This is a genomic window from Thalassospira sp. (assembly GCF_030690045.1).
GTDB lineage: Bacteria > Pseudomonadota > Alphaproteobacteria > Rhodospirillales > Thalassospiraceae > Thalassospira.
The window spans coordinates 1-25237 of the sequence record NZ_JAUYHK010000003.1 but is presented as its reverse complement, the minus strand read 5'-3'; the positions used below and the strand labels follow the sequence as shown (position 1 = coordinate 25237).

Below are 25237 nucleotides of genomic sequence, written 5' to 3'. Positions count from 1 at the left end.
TGAGTGCGGTCAAGGATGTGCTGCGATGCAGGATTATCGGGCCGAATAACTGTTGTTCTTTGCCCAGTCCCGGACAAAATTCACCAAATCGTCATCGCGTTTTTCCGGCAGTCTGACGGTCAGATGCACATATTGGTCGCCGCGGTGATCCTTGCCATGCGGCGCCCCCTTGCCACGCAGGCGCAGGATTGTACCGCTATTGGCATTGGCCGGAATTTTCATCGATACCTTGCCGTCAATCGTCGGCACCTCGATGGAGCCACCAAGGATGGCCTCGGGCAATGATATCGCCAGATCGCAATGCAGATCGTTGCCTTCGCGCCGGAAAAGCGGATCGGGATGAACATGCAGTTTGATCAGGGCATCGCCTGGCTCTCCGCCATTCATGCCGGACATGCCCTGATTTTTCAGGCGCAGGGTTTGGCCGTCTTCGCTGCCGGGCGGGATACGGACTTCAAGCTGTTTGCCACTGGCAAGGTTGATGCGGCGCGTACCGCCCAAAAGGGCTTCTTTCAAATCCAGGCTGAGTTCATAGGAAATGTTCGGACCTTTGACCTTGGTTGCCCGGCGGCTGCCAAATCCACTGCCCTCACGCTGGCCGCGATTGCCAAAAATTTCGTCGAAAATATCATCGGCATTGGCTCCGGCAAATCCAAACGGATCGCCGCCGCCCTGATAGGCACCCCCGCGTGCACCGCCACGGCCAAACGGCCCGGTTTCACGGCCTTCGGCATCGATTTCACCGGCATCATATTTTTTGCGCCGTTCGGCATCACCAATCAGATGATAGGCCGCCGAGACTTTTTTGAATTTTTCCTCAATCGCCGGATCACCCGGATTGACATCAGGGTGCAATTCGCGGGCGAGTTTGCGATAGGTTTTTTTGATGTCGTCCTGTGAGGCCGTTTTGGAAACGCCAAGTATTTTGTATGGGTCCTGCATTGCCTGTCCGGTCGGAATACGTGAAAGATATGCTGTGCGATTTGCCATCGGTTTGAAACCGGCAGCAAAACGGCGCAACCGGGCAAGACAATATGCCGTGGTTGCGCCGTAAATGCATCGTCAAAATCAAAGGATCAACAGATCAGTTGACAACTTTCCACGAGCCGTCTGGCTGACGGCAGGCGGTGCCATAGGCCTGCTGTTCCTCGCCGCCGACAATCACCGTTTGCTGATATTCACGGCAATATTCGTTGGTTTGCGGTTTCTGATAGGTCCGGGTCGGCGTCACCGAACCGGCATTTCCGGAATCGGGGTTCGTCCACGAACTGGTCTGACCTGTCGGGGCGGTTTCAAGGGTGCGCTGGGTGGTTTGCTGCATCATGGCGCGGTCGGCATTGTCCAAGGACTTGCCGATTTCGCTGCCGATCATTGCCCCGGCAAGCGTGCCAAGAGCGACGCCCACAAGCTGGCCGGAACCCTTGCCGAATTGTGCACCGGCAACAGCACCACCAACAGCACCCAGCAACGTCCCGCCGGTCTGTTTCGTCCCCTGGCCTTCACACCCGGCGACGAGGGCTGCCATCATCACGGGAATTACGATATAACGTGCTTTCATTATCATCCTGCCTGTCTTGTCTTTCCTGTCCCAACCGTATTTTCGGGCCGTCTTGGCTGATTTTTCATCATGTCCTTGTGGCGGCCCGGCGACTGCCCAGATATTATGATATAACAATCTTGCCATCAAAAAGGAATATTCCCGCCAATGGACGAGAAAATTGCGCCAAAAATGGGGCAGGCAGAACATGCCGCTCCGTATGATTTGTTTGATATATGGTTTGCCGAGGCAAAAAACAAGGAAGGCGCCTATCCCGATGCGATGACGTTGGCGACTGCCGATGCGCAAGGCCGTCCGTCGGCGCGTATTGTGCTGCTCAAGGGTTTTGATCCGCGCGGCTTTGTTTTCTATACCAATTACGAAAGCCGCAAGGGCAGACAGCTTGCAGAAAATTCTTATGCCGCATTATGTTTTCATTGGAAGAAAATGGAAAAATGCGTGCGAATCGAAGGCGTTACCAAAAAGGTTGATGGCGTTGAATCTGATGCTTATTTCGCATCGCGCCCGCGCGGCAGCCAGATTGGGGCATGGGCATCCATCCAGTCACGGGCAATGAACGGGCGGTTCGATCTGGAAAAACGGGTGGCGGAATTTACCGCCAAATTCGGCCTGTCAAAAATTGCAAGGCCGGCTCATTGGGGCGGATTTCGTCTGGTGCCCGACCGCATCGAATTCTGGAGCGAGGGCACCTTTCGCCTGCATGACCGGCAGCTTTATACCCGCAACGCGGATGATACCGGCTGGAATGTCGAAAAACTTTATCCCTGATCGGGTGGGCAAAAGGCTTCTTGCAGGGCGGCAATGATCTTCATGACATTGGCGTCGCGGATCGAATAATAGATGGTTTGCGCATCGCGCCGGGTTGTCACCAACCCGGCGCGCCGCAATCGCGCCAAATGCTGCGACAGGGCCGATTGTTTCAGACCCAGTTCGGCTTCCAGGGTGCCAACCGATTTTTCAACCGTCCCCAGCGAACACAAAATCATCAAACGCCACTGATTTCCCAGCGTTTTCAGAAATTCGGCTGCTTCATGGGCATTGTCATGCAGGTCCTGATAATTCATTTTTTGTGGGCCTGTGGTTAATAAATTGAAATCATGTTATTTTACAGCATGTCGGCAACGGATAACCGGGGACGGGCAAAGATATCTGCACCGGATATGTGGGGCTTATGCCATTAAAAACACCTGTTTGGGATATATTGTTTTTTGGTGATACGTCAGCGGAAATTTTTCTGGTTTGATTTCAAACAACGACGCCACAATAATTGCATGTAGAATAGACCGCAGATAACGCCCTTGAAAAGGGATGCCGTCCGGTATCCCGAAGATCGTATGCGCAATGGTAAAGTAGGGATGTGAATTATGACAATACGTACCATTCTGGCACCCGTTGCCGGATCAGGCCTTGATGCACAGGTCCTTGATCTGGGCTTTCGCATTGCCCGGCGTTTTGATGCGCATCTTGAAGCCCTGTTTGTGGCGGCCGAACCCCAGGATGTTATTCCGATTGTCGGCGAAGGCATGTCGGGCCTGATCATCGAAGAAATGATGAATGCCGCCGAAAAGGAAACCGCGCATCGCCTGAAACGGGCGCGCGAATCCTATGACTCCGTCCGTGCCAGTGCCGGATGTGATGAAGCATCGGCCCCCCGTCCGACTGCCCAGATTACGTGTGCATGGCGACAGGATAGCGGGCGCGAGGATGAAACCGTGGCGCGCCGGGGCCGGTTGTTTGATTTGCTGGTGATTGGGCGTGATCCCAAGGAAGCGGCGGCCTCTTTGACATTCGATGCTGCATTGATGGAAACCGGCCGTCCGGTTCTGGTGGCGCCTGTTACAGTCCCTGCCACCATTGGCGATCATGTGATGATCGCCTGGAATGGCGGGGTGGAGGCTGCACGGGCGGTCACATCTTCGATGCCGCTGTTGCGACAGGCGAAAACAATTACGATTGTCAGTGTTGGTGATGTACCACATGGTCGCGCCACGGCACAGGCATTGGCGGAACAATTCCTGTGGCACGGAGTCGATGCCCGTGTGGATGTTTTGCCCGATCAGTCCCAACCGGCCAAGGCCCTGATTTCAGCGGCAGAAAAGCATGGTGTCGATTGTGTTGTTCTGGGGGCCTATAGCCATTCCCGGTTCAAGGAAATGATTTTGGGCGGCGTGACCCAGGACATGCTGGCAAAATGCCCCTTGCCGCTTTGGATTATGCATTAAGGCATTTATGCCGCACTGCATTGAAAATACCGGTTATTCCGGATTTCGAAAAGTATATCATCCAAAAGGCGCAGATTTCTGCGCCTTTTTTTATTGCGCTTGCGAAGGAAAAGGATCACCGTTTAATTCATAATACAAATATAATCCACAAAGCCGTTTGGCAGGGGAATATCCATGTTGTCACTGCGCGATGTCATTGATTTCGCATCCATGTCCGAAGAACTCGCGGCCGATCTGGCCGAAAGTGTTAATTTGCCTGATCTGGGGGCGGCAGTCGCCCGCCATCGTAAACCGGTGCTCAGTCCGGTTGGGCCGTGCGCGGCAAATGATCTTGTTGAAGACTGATTGCATCTTCAAACAGGCCGGGCTGTTGTTTCGCTGAAAGGTCTTCCTGCCATTTTAAAACCGCATCGGGCACCGGGCGTAGCATCGTGAAAACCTTGCTGAAATTCTGTTGTGCGTCCAGCCAACCTGTGTGATGTGTCGGGCCGATAATCGCAGGCATGCGGTCATGGATATGGGCGATTGCCGGGGCCGGGGCGCAGGTGATGATTACGCATTCCACCCCGTTTTCCAGACCGGCAAAGAAAAACGGTGTATGGCCGGGCAGGGTGATATGGTTTTGATGGTGGGTGGAACCGTCTTTACGCCATTCGGACCATCGGGTTGCCGGGATCAGGCACCGCTGCATCAGCAAGTCTTGAAATGCCGGTTTGTGATCCAGACTTTCCGCCCGCGCATTGATCACCGGCCCCTTGACCCCGATCACCTTCAACCCCCAACGTCTTATGGTCGGGACACCGTTCATGCCAATGATCCAGACCGCATCGGTTGGACGACGTGGGCCAGACAGGGTGTCAATCTGTGCATTATCGGGATGGTCGGGAAAATGATCGTCAACGGCCTGACGTAAAACGGATATTTCCAGCCCCGGAAACGTGGCAAGGCTTGCGGCAGAGACGCCAAAATCATATTTGCTGCACATCGGCCTGCCAAAATTCAGAATAAACAATGTGGCATGTTAGCATGTCAAAGCCGTTCTGGCGATCTGTGCCATGATGGTGCTGGCATCTTCTATCCATCCCGCCGGGATGCTATAAGCATCGCATATCAGGCTGCTTTTGCTGCCTCTTTTCAAAGGAAATCCTTGCGTCATGTCTGAAATCGCCCCGAAAACCATTATCCTGACAGGTGCCAGCCGGGGTATCGGCCATGTGACGGTGGGGTATTTCGCCCAGCGTGGCTGGCGGGTGATTTGCTGTTCGCGTGAAGCACCGCCGCTGACCTGCCCGCGCGATCAGTCGATGGGCATTCATATTGCCGCCGATTTGTCGAAACCCGCCGATGTGGAAGCATTTATCAGAAAAGCCAATGAAATCCTTGGTGATGATCCACTTCATGCCTTGGTCAATAATGCCGGGGTATCGCCGAAAACCCCTTATAAAGAACGTCTGGGTTGCCTTAACGGCGATATTGGCGGCTGGCGTGATGTGTTCGAGTTGAATTTTTTTGCCCCGCTGACTTTGGCGCGCGGATTTGCATCGGCGCTGCATCGGGGCAAGGGGGCGATTTGCAACATCACCTCAATTGCCGGGCATTATGTCCATCCCTTTGCCGGGTCGGCCTATTCGACGTCCAAGGCGGCTCTTTCGGGCCTGACCCGCGAAATGGCGGTGGAATTTGCCGAATTGGGGGTTCGGGTCAATGCCGTGGCACCAGGTGAAATCAAAACCGCGATGATTTCGCCGGAATACGAGGCCCTGTTGCCGCGCATCCCGATGAATCGGATGGGCACACCCGAAGACGTGGCGGCGGCGGTGCATTTTCTGGTGGCCGAAGAATCGACCTATATCACCGGCACCGAGATTTTTGTGACGGGTGGGCAGCATCTTTATTAATCGATATGATCCTAATAACGGCGGGGTGCCGTCATGAAATTATCGACATAATTGACCAGATTGCGCACGGTTTCGGCATGTGCGTCATACACCCGGTTTGCATCCGGGGATGAGCCTTGCTGGGCGAAAACCCTTGTATAGGTCAGATAACCATCAATGGCGGCCATACAAAAGGTATAGGCCTGCATATCGCCATATTGGCCGCAATCGCTGTAACTGCGTGCACTGGCGACATCAAAATAATTGGGTTCCATCAGCGGATCAGATGCATATTGATCCGCACCCTGATTGGCGGAATCGGCGCGGAGGGCATCAAGCATCCCTTGCATCGTTTCAATTTGCGCAGGGTCAAGTCCCATTGCACGGGCTTCGCGAATGGCGGCTTCCAATGCCTGAAGATCGGCGGATGTCGCGCGGGCATCGGGGATGTGTGCCCCAATAAAAAGGCCTGTGGTCAGCAATATGGTTGCGATGCCGGTTTTGATTTTTTTCATGTGCGGATGACCCTGATCTGCTGTGTTCTTTATTCAGGGTAGAATATGGTCATCATTCGGTGTTGGAAAGTTAAATTTCCAGTAAAATGACCGGTCAGAGCGTTGCGAAAGGCAGCCCGACTGGCGATAGAGGGGTATCAATATTACCGGATGATTTCCGGTAAATCCCCATATGTCAGTCTTGCGCCAGCAGGCTGACAAGCCAGGCATGTTTGCGTTCAAGGCTGTTGATTTCAACATCCAGCCAACCCAGAAACGCACCGGGTTCATCGGCATGCTCTTCGCGCAGGGTCAGGAGGCGGTCCAGTTCTACCTCGCACACATCTTGCAGGATTTCGATCTGTTCCCGGCGGATGTCATCTGCAAGCAGATGCACAAACCGCATTTTCAAGGCCATTACCAGTCGCGACAATTCACCCGACATATCGCGTAAATTGCCCTGCATCAGGTCGATAAATTTGGTGTAACCGGCATCGGTCAGGGTCAGTCTGGAATCCGGAAGAACGCCATTGCCGTTATCCTCATGCACCAGCCCTTCAAGTTTCAAAAGCTGAAGCGACGACCCCATCATATCCAGCGACGGCCCCATCAGATGCGCGGTAAAATGGCGCACGGAATTGGCCAGATCAGCATAGCTGACTGGTTTCTTGGAAAGGGCAAGTGTGCCAAGTGCGCACAGGCGCAGACATTCTTTGGGCAGCAAGGTTCTATCCGTATACATGACCGGTTCCTGTTTGATGAGGATCCGAAGTTAACGCGAACAGTTATTAATTGCAAGTTTGCAGAATCGCCCCTGTTTCTCACAGTGACCTTCAATATAGATTGCGTGACACTGAAAGCAAACAAGGGCGAGGTGCGCTGGCAAAGATTTTTATCAGATTGCCCGGATCATGAATGATTTTGCACTTTCTGGACTGTCAGTTCCCGGACTTCATTGTCCGGTGTGATCCACCAGATCGATGCACCTTCGCTTAGCCCGATCAGCGCCACCCCGACCGGGGTTAGAACCGAAATTTGATGACGGCTGATATCGGCATCGCCCGGCAGCACCAGTTTGACGGTTTGTATACACCCGGCGGCATCATCGCGAAACGTCACTTCGGAACCGATATTGACAATGGTTTCGGGTACCGCACCGGAAGGCAGAATTTCGGCGCGTTCGATTTCATCAAGCAGGCGGGTCGCCAGTTCGGGTGCGCGTTGCATTGCCCCCATTGCCAGCCCTTCAAGGCGGGCGTAATAGGCAGCGTCGATCACGATCGGGGGATCAAGGGGGACGGGGGCGAGATTGTTAACAAGCATGTTACTGACCTTTTCCTTGTGCGGCGGATGTCATGCATGCCGCAACATGTGTTTTGAGATGTGCCGAACCGGATAAAGCCGGATGGCATGTTTCGGATTAAAATTCAAAACCTTGCAAGAAAGCATGGCCGACTGTGCCACCGGCCTGTAGCAAGGCGGTGTATTGTCCTGCTTGCAGGCCGGGCAGGGCAGGGCCGCGTCGAATCGGCCAGTTCGGTGCGGATATAACGGCGCAGCAAAACCGGTGCGCTGTCGTTCTGCAAGCAGGATTCAAGCCGGGCATAATCGCGTTCGATCAGGCTGCTGTGCAGTGGCCGCAACATTTCCAGCCGGGGTGACTGACTTGCCGCCCGGCGACCGGATAGGGAAATGGTCGACACATGGGTGCCGTTTAACGGTTGGTTATTCATGATGCCCTGCCCGATGAATGAAGCCATTCATCTCTCTGATATGGAACGAGATTTTACGGGAGAGACCCCGGGCAGAAAACGGACGAAAGCCGGTTACGCTGCCCGGGGATTTAATCCTGCGAGCAGAGAACCAGCGTTAAGCAAAAATCGAACTGTTTTTACTGTGTTCATCATGATGTTCTGATAGTCGGGCAGCCGGGTGTGCTTGTCAACCAAGATCGGGTTTGCTCCGCCTTTGCGATGCGCCAAAACAAAGGCCGGATCGCACAGCGTCCGGCCTTGTTCAAAATACATTCAGGAAATCATCAGGCGGCCTTTTGAATGCCCAACTGGCCCCACACGGTCAGAAGTGCATCAATCAGATGATCCATCAATTCATCATTATGGAGCGGGCCGGGGGTAAAGCGCAGGCGTTCTGTGCCGCGTGGCACAGTCGGGTAATTGATCGGCTGGACATAGATGTCATGTTCAAACAACAAGCGATCACTGGCTTCCTTGCACATGGCGGCATCGCCGACCATCAGGGGGACGATGTGGCTGGGCGCATCCATCACCGGCAGGCCGACATCGCGCAGACGGGTGCGCAGGGTCTCGGCGCGTTCTTTCTGAGTGGCGCGTTCGACATCGCTGGTTTTCAAATGACGGACACTGGCCAGTGCGCCTGCGGCAATGCTGGGCGGGTGTGAACTGGTAAAGATAAAGCCATTGCCAAAGCTGCGGACGAAATCAATAATTTCGTGGTTCCCGGCAATATAGCCGCCAATCACGCCAAAGGCCTTTGCAAGGGTGCCCTGAATGATATCGATGCGGTCCATCAGGCCTTCGCGTTCCGCTACGCCGCCGCCGCGCGGGCCATACATACCGACGGCATGGACTTCGTCCAGAAAAGTCAGGGCATTGTATTTTTCGCAAACATCGAGAATTTCGGCAATCGGTGCAATGTCGCCATCCATCGAATAAACCGATTCAAAGGCGACAATTTTGGCGCGGTTCTGGCCAAGGTCGCGCAGGATTTCTTCGAGATGGGCGACATCGTTATGTTTCCAGATACGGCGTTCGGCGCGGGAATGGCGCATGCCTTCGATCATGGAATTGTGGTTAAGGGCATCAGACACAATCACACAATCAGGCAACTTGGATCCCAGCGTTGACAGCGTGGTCCAGTTGGCGACATAGCCCGATGTCATCAAAAGGGCCGATTCCTTGTCATGCAGATCGGCGAGTTCTTCTTCAAGCGCGACATGCAAATGGTTGGAACCGGAAATATTGCGCGTGCCACCGGCACCGCCGCCCTGCCCGGTAATGGCGTTTTGCATGGCGTCAAGCACCTTGGGGTGCTGTCCCATGCCAAGATAGTCGTTGGAACACCAGACGGTGATTTTGCGCGGCGGCTGCCCGTCACCGGTATGCAGCATCGCCTTGGGAAACTCGCCGACAATACGTTCGAGATTGGCGAACACACGATACCGCCCTTCGGCCTTGAGGCCGGAAAGCTGATCTTTGAAGAAGCTGTTATAATTCATCATTGCATCTTTCGCCTGTCTCTTCGCGCTGCGCGGGACGCAGGAGGCGAAGCTCTGTTCCTGTCCGGTCCGGTGCCGGTCATCAGGATCAGCATTTCCGGGGTCGTCTGGTCGTTATGGCCTATTTAATTTAACCCGGCATTGACCCGTATCAAATTAAACCTGTTCCAGTTTCACCGCGAAGATAACTGCCAGAGAAGGCTTTCCATCTGTTGTGTGTCGATCTCACCCCTGCGGGCAATCTGGCTGGAAACGGGCAGTTTGGCAAGTCCAAGCAGATGTTTTTGGCGGACATGGCAACCATGCGCGGACCAAATGGCCGGTTTTGGAAGAGTTCTATCAATGGGATGTCGGGATTGTTGGCCTGTTTTCAAGACCCTGCCGGGCGTGATGGATGCCACCACGCCCAGAGTCGTCAGGGTCACAAGGTTGCGTGCCAGTCGGTCAGGGCGGCCTCGGCGCGATCAAACATCAGGTCGATTTCGTCATGGGTGATGATCAGGGGCGGGCAGAACGCCACGGTATCGCCAAGGGCGCGGACAATCAGGCCCTGTTCAAGGCATTTCGCCGCCACCGCCTTGCCCGCCGATCCGGCCGGGGCAAAGGGGGTTTTAGCGCAGCTGTCACTGACCAGTTCAAAGGCCCCGATCAGGCCAATGCCGCGTGTTTCGCCGATATGGGAAAATTTCCGCAAATCGCGCAGGCGTTTCTGGAAACGCGGCATGACATCGCGGACATGGGCAATGATCCCGTCATCTTCGTAAATTTTCAGGGTTTCCAGTGCAACCGCGGCGGCCACCGGATGTCCCGAATAGGTATAGCCATGCCCGAACACGCCGATTTCATCGACACCGTGTTTGAGACCGGCATAAACTTTTTCGTTCAGGAACAGTGCTGAAATCGGCATATAGGCCGATGATAATTGTTTGGCGACGGTGATCATGTCGGGTTTGAGATCAAAGGTTTCGCAGGCAAACATATTGCCGGTCCGGCCAAAGCCGCAAATCACTTCGTCGGCGATAAACAGGATGTCGTGGCGCTTTAAAACATCCTGAATTTTTTCAAAATAGGTGCGGGGCGGCACAATGACGCCGCCCGCCCCCATCACCGGTTCGGCGATAAAGGCTCCGACGGTTTCCGGTCCTTCGGCAATGATCAGGTCTTCAAGGGCTTCGGCCATGCGGGTGGCAAAATCTTCCTCGGATTCACCGGTTTGTGCCTCGCGCCAATAATGCGGGGTTTCGGTATGTAAAATCCGGTCAATCGGCAGATCGAACATCTTGTGGTTATAGGGCAGGCCGGTCATCGAGGCGGCAGCCACCGTCACCCCGTGATAGCCACGCTTGCGAGCAATGATTTTCTTCTTTTCCTGCTGGCCGGTGGCATTGTGATAATACCATACCAGCTTGACCGCCGTGTCGGTGGCCTCGGACCCGGAATTGGCGAAAAACACCTTGGACATGGGCACCGGGGCCATTTCGATCAGGCGGGCGGCGAGTTCAATCGCCGGATCTGTGCTGCGCGAGGCAAAACCGTGATAATAGGGCAGGGTTTCCATCTGTTTTGTCGCAGCGGCGACCAGACGTTTTTCGCCAAAACCCAGCGATGCACACCACAACCCGGCCAGACCTTCGATATATTCGCGTCCGGCATCGTCGGTGACATAAATGCCGCGACCCTTGCTGATGATGTGTGGGCCGGTTTGTTCGTGGGTGCTGAAATTGGTATAGGGGTGCAGGACGGTGGCGATATCGCGGCTGGCGGCGGAATTGCCGCGGTGGAGGGTATCAGTCATGGTGGGCCTCATGATGTGCGGGGCGCGAAGATCGCGCAAAATATGCGGTGACTGTATCGGGTTGTGGGCGGCGGGGAAACGGTTTCTGTGACATTGCTGCCAATAAAAAACCGGCCGGAAAAAACCGGCCGGTTTGGCAAGGTCAGGCAGTCCGGAAGGCCTAGTGAGACATCAGAACCGGAACCGTCATATGACGCAGCAAATGTTGCGTCACACCGCCCAGCATCAATTCGCGCAGGCGCGGGCGGCCATAGGCCCCACACAGGATCAGATCGATGCTTTCATCAGCGGCCCGTGACAGCAGCAAATCCCCGATGCTGATACCGTTGGCATCCAGTGTTTCCTTGCGGACCTTCACGCCATGACGTTCCAGACGTTCGGCGATATCGACCTTGGGCACCGGGATCGAATCGCGTGCGGCCTTGTTGGGATCGGCACACAAAACCAGGGTCGATTTGGCGGTTTCAAGGAACGGCATGCCGTCATTCACGGCCCGGACAGCCTCGCGGTAAGGTTTCCACGCAACCATGACGCGGGTGCCGATGGTTTCAAATTTGCCGATATAGGGCACAATCAGAACCGGCGCACCGGCAGTCAGGATCACCTTGTCGGGCATTTCCGACACCGAAGTTGCTTCGGAACATTCCGGGTTATACTGACCCAGAACGGTCAGGTCATGATGGCGGGCATACATGGCGACGGTTTCGGCAATTTCGGACGACAGCGAATGGGCTTCCTGCCAGGTATAAGGGACTCCGGCCTTGTCGCAGGCTGCTTCAAACGCCGCCTTGGCGGTTTTGGCACCTTCGGCCATCGCGTCGCGTTGTTGTTTCATGATGTCAGCCGAAATCTGGACTTCCATGAAGCGCGGGATTTCAAATTGCGTCAGAACATACAGCCCGGTCAGATGGGCCTTTTGGTCCTTGGCAACTTTCAGGGCAACCGAAAGCCGTTCGACACAGGATTTGCTGTTGTCAATGTGAACAAGCATGTCACGAAACATCTGCCAGACTCCTTTTTTCGCGGCTGTTTTGCTGTCTTTTGGCAGCCAGCCCATGATGATAAAGGCACATTAGCGCAAAGTTTTAAGGGTAACTTTGTTCTATCTCAATAAAAGGGACAAACTGTGACAGCCCGGTCAGGGCGTGGTCGATGGCGTCATGGGAATTTCCATTTCCATCGATGGCGATCCTTCGGCGGCGGGGGATCGGCGCGGAACCGAAGCCGGATTGACAGGGGCTTCGCCGGGGATTACCGGGCTGTGCGACATATTGCCGCCCGACAGGGTATCAAGGGTGGTACGCAATTGCCGGGACAGGGTGGGCCAGTTGACCTGCAAGGTGTTGCAGGCGCTGGCATCGGCCTCGGTCAGGCAGCGATTGGCCATGCGATCAAGAATGCCCAGCGCGATGCGGGCTTCGTCGATCTGGCGTTGCTGGGCAGCACCGGGATTGGCGGCCATCGGTGTCGGGGCAGCGGTTGTGCCCGTGCCCGTGGGTGCTGCCGGGGTGGTTGCCGACTGGGCCGGGCTGCTGCTTCCCCATGGGGCGACAATTTGCTGTGACGGGGCGGTTTCCGGGCTGCGGGCAGCATTTTGTGTTGGGGCGCATCCCGCCAGCACCATTAGCCCGCCAGTCAGAAAGACAGGCAGGATCGCAGACCGGATTGCGGCAGATCGCTGGGTCATGTTTGCTCCTTTGCCCGCGATATTATGAAATTTTATCAGCGCCTTGCGGAATATGCGGGCCCCGCGACACCTTGTGATAGCAAATCTTATTGTGCCGGGCCGGAGGCATTCTGTCCAGTTATGGAAATGCGATCATTTTCGGCACGCGGGTCCAGCGCATCCTGCAAGCCATCCCCGATGAAATTAAAGGCAATTACGGTGATGAAAATCAGCATGCCGGGATAGACTGCCAACATCGGGGCATCCCAGATGAATTCCTGTGCATGGGTCAGCATATTGCCCCAACTGGGTACGGGTGGCTGAATGCCAAGGCCCAGAAAGCTCAGCACGCTTTCGAGCAATATCACATTCCCGGCGGCGAGTGTGGTGGCGATGATGATCGGGGTGGCGACATTGGGCAGGATATGGCGGGCGGCAATGCGCACCGGTCCGGCCCCCATTGCGCGTGCCGCCATAACAAATTCCCGTTCGCGTACCGCAAGGGTTGCTGCCCGCACCAGCCGCGCCACTGTGGTCCAGCCAAACAGGGCGATGATGAAAATGATGCGATACAGGCTGAAACTTTCGCCATTTACAATTTCACGCGGGATGCCCAGTTTACCGGGATCAATCGCCGCCATGACGATCAACAATGGCAATAATGGCAATGAAATCACCCCGTCGGTGACGCGCATCAAAAGCCCGTCCAGCCAGCCGCCGCGCAAACCGGCAATCACCCCGATGATTGTGCCAATCAGGGTGGCACAAACCGCCGATGTCAACCCGACCATCAACGATACCTGACCGCCATAGAGCAGTCGCAACAACACATCGCGGCCCAACTCGTCCGTGCCCATCGGATGGGCTGTTGAAGGCGGGGCATAGCGACCAAACAGATCAACGGTTTGCGCATCCGTGCCCAGATAATGTGCGACCAGCGGTGCACAAAAGGACGCAACCGCCAGCAAGACCAGCACCATCAGGCTGAAGGCCGCCAGACGGTGACGGATAAACCGGTGAAAAAGGCCCGAAGATGTGCGGTTATTCATGACAGACGCACCCGTGGATCCAGCCATTTATAACCCAGATCGGCCAGAAGATTGCCAATCAGGGTGACAAGGGTGGCCAGCATTAATCCCGCCATCGCAAGGTTATAGTCGCTGCCGATTACCGCATTGTAAATCAGCCGCCCCATGCCCGGCCATGAAAACAGGGTTTCGGTAATCAGTGCGCCGGAAAACAGCGTGCCAAATTCAAGGCCCAGCAAGGTCACCACCGGCATCATGCCATTGCGCAGTGCATGGTTGGTAATCACGGCGCGTTCGGATAACCCCTTGGCCCGGGCGGTACGGATGAAATCCTGCCGCATCACTTCGATCATTGACCCGCGCACAAAACGGATATGCGATCCGACACTGGCAATCGTCAGGGTGGCGACCGGCAGGATCAGATAGCGCAAGGCATCCCACCCCTGGGCGTTGTCCAGTTGCCCGGTGCCCCCGGCGGGCAACCAGCGCAGGGTGACGGCAAACAGTAAAATCGCCAGCAATCCCAGCCAGAAAGGCGGGATAGACACCCCGGCAAAGGCCGACAGATTGACTGCATAATCGCGAAAACTGCGCGGTTTCAGGGCGGCATAAATCCCGGCGGGTATTGCAATCACCAGCGACAAGGCCCAGCTTGCCAGCATCAGTTTCAAACTGTTGCCAAGGGCGGGTGCGATCAGGTCGGTTACCGGCTGGGTGAACAGGCGTGAATAGCCGAAATCCCCCTGAAGGGCCATCATCAGCCAGTAAAACCAGCGCACGACCAACGGTTGATCAAGGCCATACAGCGCCTTGAGCCGTGCGACATCTGCCGAACTGATGGCCGGGTTGGCGGTGATCATCAGGTCAATCGGATCGCCGGGCATCAGGCCGATCAGGACATAGGCCCCGAACGATACCGCCAGCATGACCACAAGGGTCTGGATCAGTCGGGTGACAATGAAACGCCGCATCACTGCATCACCGGATGATGTACCATTCTTCGGCCCATAACGAACTGGGGTACATATGGCCGGTCGGGCGAATTCCCTTAAGCCATTTCGGGAAAATAAAGCCGTTTTCGCCATGATAAAGCGGCAGGGCGGGCAGGTCTTGGGCATAGATTTTTTGCAATTCATGCCAAAGCGGCAGGCGTTTGTCGAAATCCAGTTCCAGTTCGATGGCGTCAATCAGTTCATCAACCCGCGGATTGGTATATCCGGTGTAATTCTGGCCTTCATACAGATTATCGGCGGTTGGCACCTGATCGGATCGTAAAATGGTCAGGGGCAGATGTTCCGGGGCGGAAAGCCAGCCAAAGATGGCAAGGCCGTCGAATTTGCGTTGCGGCAGGGTTTCGCCAAACAGCACGCGGGCGGGCTGGTTAAGGATATCGACTTCGACCCCGATCTGTTTCCAGCGGTTTTGCAAAACCTGCTGGATCAGTTGTCCGGTGCTGCTTTCGGTGGCGCCATACAGGGTCAGACGCAGGACATCACCATCGGCATTGGTGCGCGGACGATCATCGGTGCGGGTCCATCCGGCATCGTCCAGCAACCGCCCGGCTTGTTCCGGATTGAAATCATACCGTGCAACATCAGGGGTAAAGACCGGATCATCGGGATGAATGAAGCTGAGCGTCGGTGTGTTTTTGCCTGCAAACAGTTTTGTGCTGATTTCGGTACGGTCAATCGCCAGCAAAAGCGCCTGCCGCACCCGCCGATCATCCAGTGGTGGAAAAGCCTGATTGGCATCCAGATGGTAATAGGACAGGCCCTTTTGATAGGAGATGTCATAAAGATTGGTAAAACGCCGTTCAAAGGCGATTACCTTGTCAAGTGCCATGCCGGTTTCGCCCGACGCATAATCAATTTCGCCGGTACGCAGGCTGGCCTCCAGCGCGGTGGTGTTTTCAAAATTGCGCAACTGGATTTTGGCGATATCGGGTTTTTGCCCCCACCAGTAAGGATTGGAATCGAGCATCACCGCACTGGCCGTTACCACGTCGCTGACGATATAGGGGCCAAACCACAGGCCCGGTGTCGCTGGGGCAGTGACGTAGAGGCTGCGTTTTTGATAGGTGGCCGGGTCCTGTTCAAAAACCGGGCGTTCCAGATGTTCGGGCAGGATTTCAACGCCGCCAAAGGATTGATAGGTGTAATCAATCCGGTCCATCGTGACCTTGAAGGTCTGATCATCGACACTTTCAAAGCCGACGATCCGGTTGAAAACTTCCTGATTGGCGACCGGCACATCGGGATGTTGCCCGACCGTGATCGAAAAGGCGACATCGCGGCTGGTAAGGGGAACGCCATCGCCCCATTTGGCATTGGCGGGCAAGGTGAAGGTCAGTTCAACCCCTTCGCCGCCATCGGCAAGGGCCACCCGTTTTGCCAGGCCGTTTTCAAACGACGGGACATCGGCACACATGAAACAGGCGATTTTCCAGTCATGGTCAAAGGCGGTGACGGGGCGCAGGACAAAGCCGTGAATATAGGATTGAACCGCAGAGCTGCTGAAAGCGGGGTGCAGGGTTTCGGGATAGCCGCTGATGCCGATTTTCAGAAGGTCCCGGGCCTGGGCGGGAAAGCTGGTGACAAGGGTCAGCATCAGAAAGGCGATCAGTTTGCGCATGCAACACTCCGTCATGTCGGCGGTGATATCGGGTAGCCTACTGTGATCGAATTTGCCGCCCGCTGCAACGCTGTCAGACCGGTTTGGTGCAATGCGATGGCGGTTCATGAAAAAAAGCTGTTTTATTTCACGCAAAAACAGTGGCGTTTTGTCGATGCTTTCGCCAAAATCCCCTCATTCTCGCAGTGGTCGCGCAAAAAACCACTAAAACAGAAACGGTTAGGGGATAAATTATGGAACGTCGCCAGTTTTTAAAACGTGCCGGACTGGGTGTTGGGGCGGCTGCGGCCAGCATTGCCGCACCGGCGATTGTATCGGCACAGGAAAGCCTGAAATGGCGCATGGTGATGCCGTGGCCCAAGGGGACGCCGGGGCTGGGCACCAATGCCGAAAAATTTGCCGCCATCGTCAAGGAAATGAGCAACGACCGCCTGTCAATCACGGTTTATGGTGCCGGTGAACTGGTGCCGCCGTTTGAATGTATGGATGCGGTCGAACAGGGTGTCGTCGAAATGGCGCATGGCACCCCGTATTACTGGCAGGGCAAAAGCCAGGCATTGCATTTCTTTTCGACCATCCCGTTTGGTCTGACCGCGTGGGAATTGTCGGCATGGCTGCGGTTTGGCGGCGGGCAGGAATTGTGGGAAGAAACCTATGCCCAGTTCAATGTCGTGCCGTTTTATGCCGGGAATTCGGGCATGCAGGCGGGCGGCTGGTTCAACAAGGAAATCAATTCGGTCGAGGATATCAAGGGCATCAAGATGCGCTATGCCGGTCTGGGTGGCGAGGCGATGCGCCGTTTGGGGGCCAATATCACCATGTTGCCGCCCGGCGAGATTCTGCCGGCGATGCAAAGCGGGGCGATTGATGCCGCTGAATGGGTCGGGCCGTGGAACGATCTGGCATTCGGGCTGTATCAGGTGGCGAAATATTACTATACCCCGGCCTTCCATGAACCCGGACCGGGGTTGGAAATTTTCATTGCCAAGGACAAATTCGACGCCCTTCCGGCCGATATGCAGGCGATCATCCGGTATGCCGCACAGGCGATTTCCGAAGAAACACTGGCGGATTTTACCTATAACAACCTGCAATCCTATCAGCCGCTGATCGACAAGGGCGTTGAAGTTCGCCAGTTTCCCGATGAGGTCATCATGGCGCTGGCCGAGCAGTCCCAGGCCGCGGTCGCGGAAATCGCCGCCCAGGGCGAACTCCATCAGCGGATTTATGACTCTTACATGGATTTGGTCAAAAAAGCCGCCCGTTATGGCAAGGAATTTGAGGCGACGGGGCTTTTGCACCGTGCCCGGGTCTGGGGTTATTAAGCCCTTATCCTCGTGTGAACCGGACCAAACGAAGGGCTGCCCGATGCGGGCGGCCCTTTTTCGATACTGTGTCGCGCAAAGATTGATTGATCCGGACGCTAAAAAAGGTAATTTCCTTGGTTCAGCATGTTATTAATGGCATTGCCTTGCCATCTTCACGCAAAAATATATCAAAAAAATTGGAGCTCTTCATGAAACGTCGCAATTTCCTTAAAGGTGCCGGACTGGCTGCCACTGCCGTTGTGGGCGGGATTGCTGCCCCGGCGATTGCCCGTGCGCAGGAAAATATCACCTGGCGCATGGTGATGCCGTGGCCCAAAGGCACACCGGGTCTGGGGGCGAATGGCGAAAAATTCGCTGCGCGCGTCACCAAAATGACCAATGGCCGCCTGACGATCAATGTCTATGGCGCGGGTGAACTTGTTCCGGCCTTTGAATGCCTTGATGCGGTTGAACAGGGTGTGGCCGATCTGGCGCATGGCACGCCTTATTACTGGGCGGGCAAGGATGCGGCGTTGAATTTCTTTTCGACCATTCCGTTTGGCCTGATGGGCTGGGAATTGTCGGGCTGGCTGCGGTTTGGCGGCGGGCAGGCCTTGTGGGAAGAATTATATGCCCAGTTCAATGTCCTGCCGCTTTATGCCGGGAATACCGGGATGCAGGCCGGGGGCTGGTTCAACAAGGAAATCAATTCTGTTGCCGATCTTCAGGGCGTTAAAATGCGTTATGCCGGGATTGGCGGCGAGGCGATGCGCCGTTTGGGCGCGAATGTGACCCTGCTTCCGGCGGCGGAAATTCTGCCGGCCCTGCAAAGCGGGGCGATTGATGCCGCCGAATGGGTCGGACCGTGGAACGATTTCGCCTTTGGTCTGACGCAGGTGGCGAAATATTACTATACCCCGGCCTTCCACGAGCCGGGCACGGGCATTGAAGTGTTTATCGCCAAGGATAAATTTGACGCCCTGCCGGAAGATATTCAGGAAATCGTCCGGGTTGCCGCCCAGGCCAATGCCGAGGAAACCCTTGCCGATTTCGCGTTCAACAACATCCAGGCCTATCCGGCGATTCTGGAAAAGGGCATTGATGTGCGCCATTTCCCGGATGATGTGATTCTGGCGCTGGCCGAAGCATCGCAGGCGGCCGTCGAAGAAATCGCCGCCAAAAATGACCTGAACCAGCGGATTTACACATCCTATATGGATTTCGTCAAAAAATCGGCGATCTATGGCAAGGAATTTGAGGCCACCGGCATGATGCAGCGGGCCAAGGTCTGGGGCGCCTGATCAGGACCTCCCCGATAATCTGTAAAAGCGGCGTCTTCGGATGCCGCTTTTTTTATGACGTGGCCTAATTCATCGCCGTTTGCGGCGGGCGGGGCAGATCAAGGACAAAGCTGTCTTGCCCCGCGAAATCATCATGATTGATGCGTTTGACCAGTTCGGCAGCCATCAGAAGCGATGTTTCAATCGCCCAGGTCAATTGTTTGACGGCCCCACGATTGCCATCGGCCAGGGCCTCGGGCAGGATGCGTTCCTGCAAGAATTTGGCGACCCCGGCAAAGGCGCGGGCGGCATTTTCGCAGGCGTCACGGGCAATGCCAAACCGCCCGGATTGTTCAATCGCGGTGGCAATGCCGGTCAGATGGGCCATCATGACGCGGATTTCAGGATCATCGGTTGCGGTTTTTTGGGCAACAAAGCGCAAAATACCGGTGTAAAAGGCATAATGGGTGGACATGGTTCTATCAATAATTGGTCTGACACGGAATGTCCGTCGTTTTAGAGCAAGCCTTCGCCGTGGTATAGATAAAATCCGACCCCAATAACGGCCCGGCAGGCCGGAACAAAAAGGCGCAAGACCGCATGCTTCAGGGTGGTTTGATCTTTATCGTTGCCATGGCCTATATCGGCCTGTTGTTTGCCATTGCCCATTATGGTGACAAACATGCCGATAAATGGCGGTCATCTGGGCTGAAACCGACGATCTATGCCCTGTCGATGGCGGTTTATTGCACCAGTTGGACCTTTTTCGGGTCGGTCGGCACCGCATCGGTGCGGGGCCTTGCCTTTTTGCCGATCTATCTTGGCCCGATCATCATGGTTCTGGTGTTTTATCCGGTGATGGTCAAGATCGCCACGATCTGCCGTGAACAGAACATCACCTCGATTGCCGATTTTCTGGGGTCGCGTTATGGCAAAAGCCAAAGCCTTGCGGCCCTTGTTGCCCTGATCGCGGTGGTGGGGGTTCTGGCCTATATCGCCTTGCAGCTCAAGGCGGTGTCGATTTCGTTTGATGTGCTGATCGGGCCGGTGGGCGAGGATGTGGTGCGGCACGGTGCCACGAATTTCACCAAGGATACCGCCTTTTACGTCACCATCCTGATGGCGGTGTTCGCCATATTGTTCGGGGTGCGTTATATCCATGCGTCCGAACATCATGACGGTCTGATTCTGGCGGTGGCGTTTGAAAGCCTGGTCAAATTGCTGGCCTTGCTGATGGTCGGTTTTTTTGTGGTTTATGGCCTGTTTGACGGATTTGGCGATTTGTATGCCCGGTCGCAGGAGCATGTTGAAATTCAGCGAATCTTTGACCGGCAGACATGGTTGACGCCCAATTTCTATGTCGCCACGGTGATTGCGCTGTTTGCGATTTTCTGTTTGCCGCGCCAGTTTCATGTGACCTTTGTTGAAAATGACGACAAGCGGAATTTGAAATCGGCGCGTTGGCTGTTTCCGGCCTATCTGGTGGCGATCAATATTTTTGTGGTGCCGATTGCGGTGGCCGGTTTGTTGTTGTTTGACGGTGACAGTGCGGTCAACCCCGATACCTTTGTTCTGACCCTGCCCTTGATGGGCGGGCAGGATGCGCTGGCGATTTTTGCCTTTGTCGGCGGGCTTTCGGCCAGTACCGGCATGGTGATTGTATCGTGCGTTGCGGTATCGACGATGGTTTGCAATGACCTGATCATGCCGATTTTGCTGCGCGGGCGCAAAATGCGCGATGCGGCATCGGGCGATGTCAGCCAGATTTTGCTGAAAATCCGGCGGGCGGCGATCATTGTCATTCTGTTTCTGGCCTATGGTTTTTACCGGTTTCTGAGCGAAAAATACGCCCTTGCCGATATCGGCATGTTGTCCTTTGCCGCCGTGGCGCAATTTGGCCCGGCGATTCTGGCGGCCCTGTATCTGAAATCGGTCAATCGGACCGGGGTGCGTCTGGGGCTGCTCGGCGGGTTTGCCTTGTGGTGCTATACCCTGTTGTTGCCATCCTTTGTGCAAAGCGGGTTGTTGCCGATGTCGATCCTGACGGACGGGCCGCTGGGCATGGGGTTGTTGCGGCCCCATGCGTTATTGGGGGCCATGATTGACGATCCGTTGACGCATGGCGTGATCTGGAGCCTTGGCGTCAATATTTTCCTGATGTTTGTCGGATCGGCCACCGGCGTTCAGGGGGTGACACAGCGCCGTCAGGCCCAGATTTTTGTCGATATCGACCGCAAGCCGGACCGGACACGCAACGATACCTGGCCTGGCCGGGTGACGATTGGCGATCTGGAAGACCTTGCCGCCCGGTTTCTGGGCACGCAATGGGCGCAGCGCGCCTTTCGCACCTATTTGCAAAATCGTGGGGGCGACGCCAAACGCACCGACATGGCCGATATCGACGCCGCCGGTTTTACCGAACATTTGTTAAGCGGCGCGGTGGGGGCGGCATCATCGCGGGTGGTGATGGCGTTGTTGTTGCCTGACAAGGCGGTATCGCGGCGCGATGCGATGGAATTGCTGGACGAGGCATCGGAGGCCATCAAATTCAACCGCGATCTGTTGCTTAATACCCTTGAAAATATCTCGCAAGGGGTGGGGGTGTTTGACAGTGATTTACGGCTGGCGACATGGAACCATCGTTTTATCGATCTTTTGGGGATTCCGGCCAGCAAGATCGAAGTGACATTGCCGTTAAACGAACTGGTCGCTACCTGCCGCGACAATGGCCCGCGCGGGGTGGATATCGAGGTGTTGCTGGGCCGCAACGCCGCCCCGCAAATGCGCCGGTTGCCCCATACCTATGAAAGGCGGCGGTCGGATGGCATGGTTCTGGAAATCCGCACCAATCCGATGCCCGATGGCGGCTTTGTTGCCACGATTGCCGATATTACCGCGCGGGTGCGGACCGAAGAAGCCCTGCGCGAAAGCGAACGCAATATCCGCATCTATACCGACAATATCCCGGTGATGATTGCCTATGCCGACAAGGCCGAACGGTTGCGCTTTACCAACCGGCCCTATGAACGGATGTTCGGGCTGCGCCGGGCCTCCGCCCATGGGTTGACGGTGCGCGAAGCCTTGGGCGAGGCGCGGTATGAACGGGTGCGCACCATGATTGCGGCGGTGCTGAAAGGATACCGGCAAAGCTTTGAAATCGATTTTCCGCCGATGGAAGGCGAAAGCGGCGACCGTTATGCCGAAGGCACCTATATCCCGCATTTTGACGATACCGGGGCGGTGATTGGCTATTTCTGTATCTATCACGATATCACGGCGCGCCGCATGGCCGAACAGGCCTTGAAAGAAGCCAATGAAAGCCTGGAGCAGCGCGTGGTGGAACGCACCAGCGCGCTGGAAGACCTCAATAGCGAATTGTCGGTGGCCAAGGAACAGGCCGAAACCGCCAATGACACCAAAACCCGGTTTTTTGCCGCCGCCAGCCATGATTTGCTGCAACCCCTGAATGCGGCGCGGTTATTTACCGTGGCACTGGGCGGCAAGGAATTGTCGGCCGAGGCCGCCGATCTGGCGGGCAAGGTTGATTTGTCGCTTAAGGGGGTGGAGGAACTGCTCAATGAGTTGCTCGATATCTGTAAACTCGATGCCGGGGCGATGCCGCCGACGATTCGCGATTTTCCGTTGTCGCGGATTCTGGATGCCCTGAAAACCGAATTTACCCCGATTGCCGAAAAGGCCGGTTTGCGATTCGGTGTCAAAAGCCGCGATGTCTGGGTCCGATCCGACAGCCGCCTTTTGCGCCGCATCCTGCAAAATTTCATTTCCAACGCTCTGCGCTATACCCGCAAGGGCGGCACGGTGGTGGGGTGCCGGATGCGCGGCGATCATGTGCGAATCGAGGTTTGGGACAGCGGGCCGGGCATCCCCGAAGACAAACTGAAAATCATTTTTCGCGAATTCCACCGTCTTGAAAGCCCGGAAAACAGCGATATCAAGGGGCTTGGCCTTGGCCTTGCCATTGTGGAGCGGCTGGGCCGGTCGCTGGATCATCATGTGTCGGTGCGCTCGCGCCCCGGTCGGGGCACGGTGTTTTCGGTGGATGTGCCGCTGGGCATTGCCGCGCCCGAAATCGCAGGCGGGGTGCCGCGTCGCCGGATGGCGGGCGAACTGGGCGGGGTGCGGGTTTTGTGCATTGATAATGAACCCGATATTCTCGATGGCATGACGGCGATGCTGGAAAACTGGAATTGCGTGGTGGCAACGGCGCGATCCGGGGCGGAATGCGCCACATTGCTGATGCCAGATGACGGCACCACCGCGTTTGCCCCCGATATCATCCTTGCCGATTATCATCTTAGCGCCGGTGAAACCGGGCTGGATGTGCTGCGCCGTTTGCGCGATGGGCATGGCTTTGACGTGCCTGCGGTGGTGATCACAGCCGACCGCAGCACCGAAACCGCCGAACTGATACGGGCAGAGAATTTTTCGTTGCTGAACAAGCCCTTGCGACCGGCGAAATTGCGGGCCTTGATGACGCGATCCCTGAACCGGTTGGGGTCGGATGCGGCGGAGTAAGAGTTACATGTTTATTCACAGAGACTGTCAAATTTTCGGATAAATGCTGACTGAATTTCCGGATTTTTCAAGAGTTCTGCTTTATAATTTTCAAGATAAGTCAATATTGTGTCATGAAGTTTTTCTCGAAATACAATTTTTGATCTCGAGTTTATAGGGATATCTCCGAAAGCCCAGATTCTCCATCCATTTTTAGTGCATGCTTCGTGTAATAAGGCGCAGCGGATTGATACATAAAATTCCAATGCAGATTCTTCATCAAAAAAATCTTTAAAAATAGGTGCTTTGCTCAAGAAATTAATGTATAGATCTTTGCTGCGAGAATACTCATTATTTTGAGGATTTCTAGAAAATACATAAGATTTTCCTACTCTTAATGCGGCGATAAATTCTATTAATGCGCACTGAATTGATACTATTGAATATCCTTCACCTTCAAAATTTCCATGTTTTTGTAAAATGCCAATTGGTGATAGATATCTTGTGTTGAGTCGATTCCATAAGAAAGAATTGTACGCTTCAGCCCATGTGTCTAAATCATTATATTTTTCAATCTTGAATTTTAATTTCTTCCAATCTTCTGATGTTAATTTTCCAGAAATATAAATTTTATCTAAATGACCAGGTGAAAACATTCGTATGTTCTCCGGATATATAGGCAATGAAAAATTTTGATGTTGTTAGCAAATCAATTTTTGATTTAAGCTTAATTTTATGAGTTAAGCAAAGATGTCAGAAGATGCTGATTTGCGCAATATTTAACGCTTGTCTGCACAAATTTACTACACTTTCATTCTTAGATCCCAACAGGCAATAGCGAAAAAAATCACTTTACGTGGGTTGTTGGGTAGTTCGGTGCATGTTCTAGCATCCAGCCGCATAATATAAATTAACTCCTTGAAAAAGTTGATAGTTTTAAGATTAGATGGATTTTTTCAGATTTTCTGAAAAAAGTTCTTGATTTGTTCTTTTCGCTGTGGCATAACAGAAAAGTCAAGGGGATAAATCCGCCCGAACCGAAACCCGCAAGGCCTTGTGCCTTGCGGGTTTTTGCGTTTGGGCCAGAGGAAAGAGGCGATGATGATGCGTTACAAACACAGACAGGATGGCGGACAAGCCAGCAAGATTATGACCGGCGGGTGGAAAAGCCATTACGGAGGCCCTGCGCGGGTCCGCTAACCCGGCCATTTGTCAAGACGCCCGAATTGCGTCTTGTTGGTGGCACGTCCTGCCCTGATCGGGGCGGGAACCATCCGGCCTTGCCGGGGGTGGCAGGAGCGGGTGGTGGGTCCGTTGCCGGGCGAGTTGCGCGGCGGGCGGAGGCACGAGGTTTGTCCGGGCCTGTCCGGTTCCCGTGATTGCGGGAAAGGCGGGTTTTGGCCGGGCCATCTTGCGGCGGGTTCGGTTAACGCGGGGCGAAGGCCCGGCGGTGGAAGGAAGACCCAAGCCTGCATTTTCGGATGCGGCTTGTGAGGCAGACGGGGGTATGGGCGCCATATCAAGTACCCCTGATGGAGCCTCGCCAAAGTCCCACGGGGGTAGTCCGTCTTGTGTGCATCGGTCCTGCCGGGTTGGCGATTCGGGGGC

Annotated in this window: 26 protein-coding genes; 8 read left to right on the top strand and 18 right to left on the bottom strand. The window is 55.0% G+C overall.

Features of this window, described 5'->3' with window-relative positions; all coding sequences use genetic code 11:
- Window positions 1-33: 33 nt before the first annotated feature.
- Window positions 34-942, bottom strand: coding sequence for a J domain-containing protein (locus Q8O73_RS01740; protein ID WP_305553996.1), 909 nt, complete (start codon window positions 940-942; stop codon window positions 34-36).
- 142 nt (window positions 943-1084) lie between these two features.
- Complete coding sequence (locus tag Q8O73_RS01735; protein WP_305553993.1) at window positions 1085-1558, bottom strand: RT0821/Lpp0805 family surface protein; 474 nt, start codon at window positions 1556-1558, stop codon at window positions 1085-1087.
- A 147-nt stretch (window positions 1559-1705) separates the two neighbouring features.
- Here Q8O73_RS01735 and pdxH point away from each other — a divergent pair, with 147 nt between their 5' ends.
- Window positions 1706-2326, top strand: a complete 621-nt coding sequence (gene pdxH / locus Q8O73_RS01730; RefSeq protein ID WP_305553990.1) for a pyridoxamine 5'-phosphate oxidase — start codon at window positions 1706-1708, stop codon at window positions 2324-2326.
- Here pdxH and Q8O73_RS01725 read toward each other — a convergent pair.
- Window positions 2317-2622, bottom strand: coding sequence for a helix-turn-helix transcriptional regulator (locus tag Q8O73_RS01725; RefSeq protein WP_305553987.1), 306 nt, complete (start codon window positions 2620-2622; stop codon window positions 2317-2319). The two genes, pdxH and Q8O73_RS01725, sit on opposite strands and share 10 nt — an antisense overlap.
- A gap of 300 nt (window positions 2623-2922) precedes the next feature.
- Here Q8O73_RS01725 and Q8O73_RS01720 point away from each other — a divergent pair, with 300 nt between their 5' ends.
- Together Q8O73_RS01720 and Q8O73_RS01715 are read left to right on the top strand one after the other, a co-directional pair.
- Window positions 2923-3780 carry a universal stress protein gene (locus Q8O73_RS01720; RefSeq protein ID WP_305553983.1) on the top strand — a complete coding sequence of 286 codons (858 nt, stop codon included), beginning with the start codon at window positions 2923-2925 and terminating at the stop codon, window positions 3778-3780.
- Window positions 3781-3954: 174 nt separating this feature from the next.
- On the top strand, window positions 3955-4125 hold the full coding sequence (locus tag Q8O73_RS01715; protein WP_305553980.1) for a hypothetical protein: 171 nt from the start codon (window positions 3955-3957) through the stop codon (window positions 4123-4125).
- On the opposite strand, the gene Q8O73_RS01710 is transcribed toward Q8O73_RS01715, so the two are convergent.
- Window positions 4079-4765, bottom strand: coding sequence for an SOS response-associated peptidase (locus tag Q8O73_RS01710; RefSeq protein WP_305553977.1), 687 nt, complete (start codon window positions 4763-4765; stop codon window positions 4079-4081). The genes Q8O73_RS01715 and Q8O73_RS01710 overlap by 47 nt on opposite strands.
- A 169-nt stretch (window positions 4766-4934) precedes the next feature.
- Between Q8O73_RS01710 and Q8O73_RS01705 the strand changes: the two genes are divergently transcribed.
- On the top strand, window positions 4935-5678 hold the full coding sequence (locus tag Q8O73_RS01705) for an SDR family NAD(P)-dependent oxidoreductase (protein WP_305553974.1): 744 nt from the start codon (window positions 4935-4937) through the stop codon (window positions 5676-5678).
- Between the two features lie 11 nt (window positions 5679-5689).
- Here Q8O73_RS01705 and Q8O73_RS01700 read toward each other — a convergent pair whose 3' ends face one another.
- The 12 genes from Q8O73_RS01700 to Q8O73_RS01645 form a co-directional block, all read right to left on the bottom strand.
- Window positions 5690-6172 (bottom strand): hypothetical protein, encoded by a 483-nt coding sequence (locus Q8O73_RS01700; protein ID WP_305553971.1) that lies wholly within the window; start codon window positions 6170-6172, stop codon window positions 5690-5692.
- A 175-nt stretch (window positions 6173-6347) separates the two neighbouring features.
- Window positions 6348-6893: a hypothetical protein gene (locus Q8O73_RS01695; RefSeq protein ID WP_305553968.1), complete on the bottom strand. Its 546-nt coding sequence runs from the start codon at window positions 6891-6893 to the stop codon at window positions 6348-6350.
- Between the two features lie 167 nt (window positions 6894-7060).
- The gene (rnk, locus tag Q8O73_RS01690; RefSeq protein WP_305553965.1) at window positions 7061-7474 is read right to left on the bottom strand and encodes a nucleoside diphosphate kinase regulator; all 414 of its coding nucleotides are present in this window, start codon (window positions 7472-7474) and stop codon (window positions 7061-7063) included.
- 104 nt (window positions 7475-7578) lie between these two features.
- A complete protein-coding gene (locus Q8O73_RS01685; protein WP_305553962.1) occupies window positions 7579-7911 on the bottom strand; it encodes a hypothetical protein in 333 nt (110 codons plus the stop codon).
- 66 nt (window positions 7912-7977) lie between these two features.
- Window positions 7978-8178 carry a hypothetical protein gene (locus Q8O73_RS01680; protein ID WP_305553959.1) on the bottom strand — a complete coding sequence of 67 codons (201 nt, stop codon included), beginning with the start codon at window positions 8176-8178 and terminating at the stop codon, window positions 7978-7980.
- 11 nt (window positions 8179-8189) lie between these two features.
- Complete coding sequence (gene hemA, locus Q8O73_RS01675; protein WP_305554303.1) at window positions 8190-9407, bottom strand: 5-aminolevulinate synthase; 1218 nt, start codon at window positions 9405-9407, stop codon at window positions 8190-8192.
- A gap of 421 nt (window positions 9408-9828) precedes the next feature.
- Window positions 9829-11202: an aspartate aminotransferase family protein gene (locus tag Q8O73_RS01670; protein ID WP_305553956.1), complete on the bottom strand. Its 1374-nt coding sequence runs from the start codon at window positions 11200-11202 to the stop codon at window positions 9829-9831.
- A gap of 160 nt (window positions 11203-11362) precedes the next feature.
- Window positions 11363-12205 carry a universal stress protein gene (locus Q8O73_RS01665; RefSeq protein WP_305553953.1) on the bottom strand — a complete coding sequence of 281 codons (843 nt, stop codon included), beginning with the start codon at window positions 12203-12205 and terminating at the stop codon, window positions 11363-11365.
- 135 nt (window positions 12206-12340) lie between these two features.
- A complete protein-coding gene (locus Q8O73_RS01660) occupies window positions 12341-12889 on the bottom strand; it encodes a hypothetical protein (protein ID WP_305553950.1) in 549 nt (182 codons plus the stop codon).
- Window positions 12890-12975: 86 nt separating this feature from the next.
- On the bottom strand, window positions 12976-13944 hold the full coding sequence (locus Q8O73_RS01655) for an ABC transporter permease (protein WP_305553947.1): 969 nt from the start codon (window positions 13942-13944) through the stop codon (window positions 12976-12978).
- The gene (locus Q8O73_RS01650; protein ID WP_305553944.1) at window positions 13914-14867 is read right to left on the bottom strand and encodes an ABC transporter permease; all 954 of its coding nucleotides are present in this window, start codon (window positions 14865-14867) and stop codon (window positions 13914-13916) included. The genes Q8O73_RS01655 and Q8O73_RS01650 overlap by 31 nt, the downstream gene beginning before the upstream one ends.
- A 7-nt stretch (window positions 14868-14874) precedes the next feature.
- Window positions 14875-16527: a peptide ABC transporter substrate-binding protein gene (locus Q8O73_RS01645; protein ID WP_305553942.1), complete on the bottom strand. Its 1653-nt coding sequence runs from the start codon at window positions 16525-16527 to the stop codon at window positions 14875-14877.
- Window positions 16528-16569: 42 nt separating this feature from the next.
- Between Q8O73_RS01645 and Q8O73_RS01640 the strand changes: the two genes are divergently transcribed.
- The 3 genes from Q8O73_RS01640 (at window position 16570) to Q8O73_RS01630 (ending at window position 19135) form a co-directional block, all read left to right on the top strand.
- Entirely contained in the window at window positions 16570-16782 is a 213-nt protein-coding gene (locus Q8O73_RS01640) for a hypothetical protein (RefSeq protein WP_305553939.1), read from the top strand.
- The gene (locus Q8O73_RS01635; protein WP_305553936.1) at window positions 16761-17852 is read left to right on the top strand and encodes a TRAP transporter substrate-binding protein; all 1092 of its coding nucleotides are present in this window, start codon (window positions 16761-16763) and stop codon (window positions 17850-17852) included. The genes Q8O73_RS01640 and Q8O73_RS01635 overlap by 22 nt, the downstream gene beginning before the upstream one ends.
- A gap of 191 nt (window positions 17853-18043) precedes the next feature.
- Window positions 18044-19135: a TRAP transporter substrate-binding protein gene (locus Q8O73_RS01630; protein WP_305553933.1), complete on the top strand. Its 1092-nt coding sequence runs from the start codon at window positions 18044-18046 to the stop codon at window positions 19133-19135.
- A gap of 64 nt (window positions 19136-19199) precedes the next feature.
- Here the strand turns inward: Q8O73_RS01630 and Q8O73_RS01625 are convergent, their stop codons facing one another.
- Window positions 19200-19589, bottom strand: a complete 390-nt coding sequence (locus Q8O73_RS01625; RefSeq protein WP_305553930.1) for a hypothetical protein — start codon at window positions 19587-19589, stop codon at window positions 19200-19202.
- 125 nt (window positions 19590-19714) lie between these two features.
- Here Q8O73_RS01625 and Q8O73_RS01620 point away from each other — a divergent pair, with 125 nt between their 5' ends.
- Window positions 19715-23650: a NahK/ErcS family hybrid sensor histidine kinase/response regulator gene (locus tag Q8O73_RS01620; protein WP_305553927.1), complete on the top strand. Its 3936-nt coding sequence runs from the start codon at window positions 19715-19717 to the stop codon at window positions 23648-23650.
- An 11-nt stretch (window positions 23651-23661) separates the two neighbouring features.
- Here the strand turns inward: Q8O73_RS01620 and Q8O73_RS01615 are convergent, their stop codons facing one another.
- The gene (locus tag Q8O73_RS01615; RefSeq protein ID WP_305553924.1) at window positions 23662-24285 is read right to left on the bottom strand and encodes a hypothetical protein; all 624 of its coding nucleotides are present in this window, start codon (window positions 24283-24285) and stop codon (window positions 23662-23664) included.
- Window positions 24286-25237 lie beyond the last annotated feature (952 nt).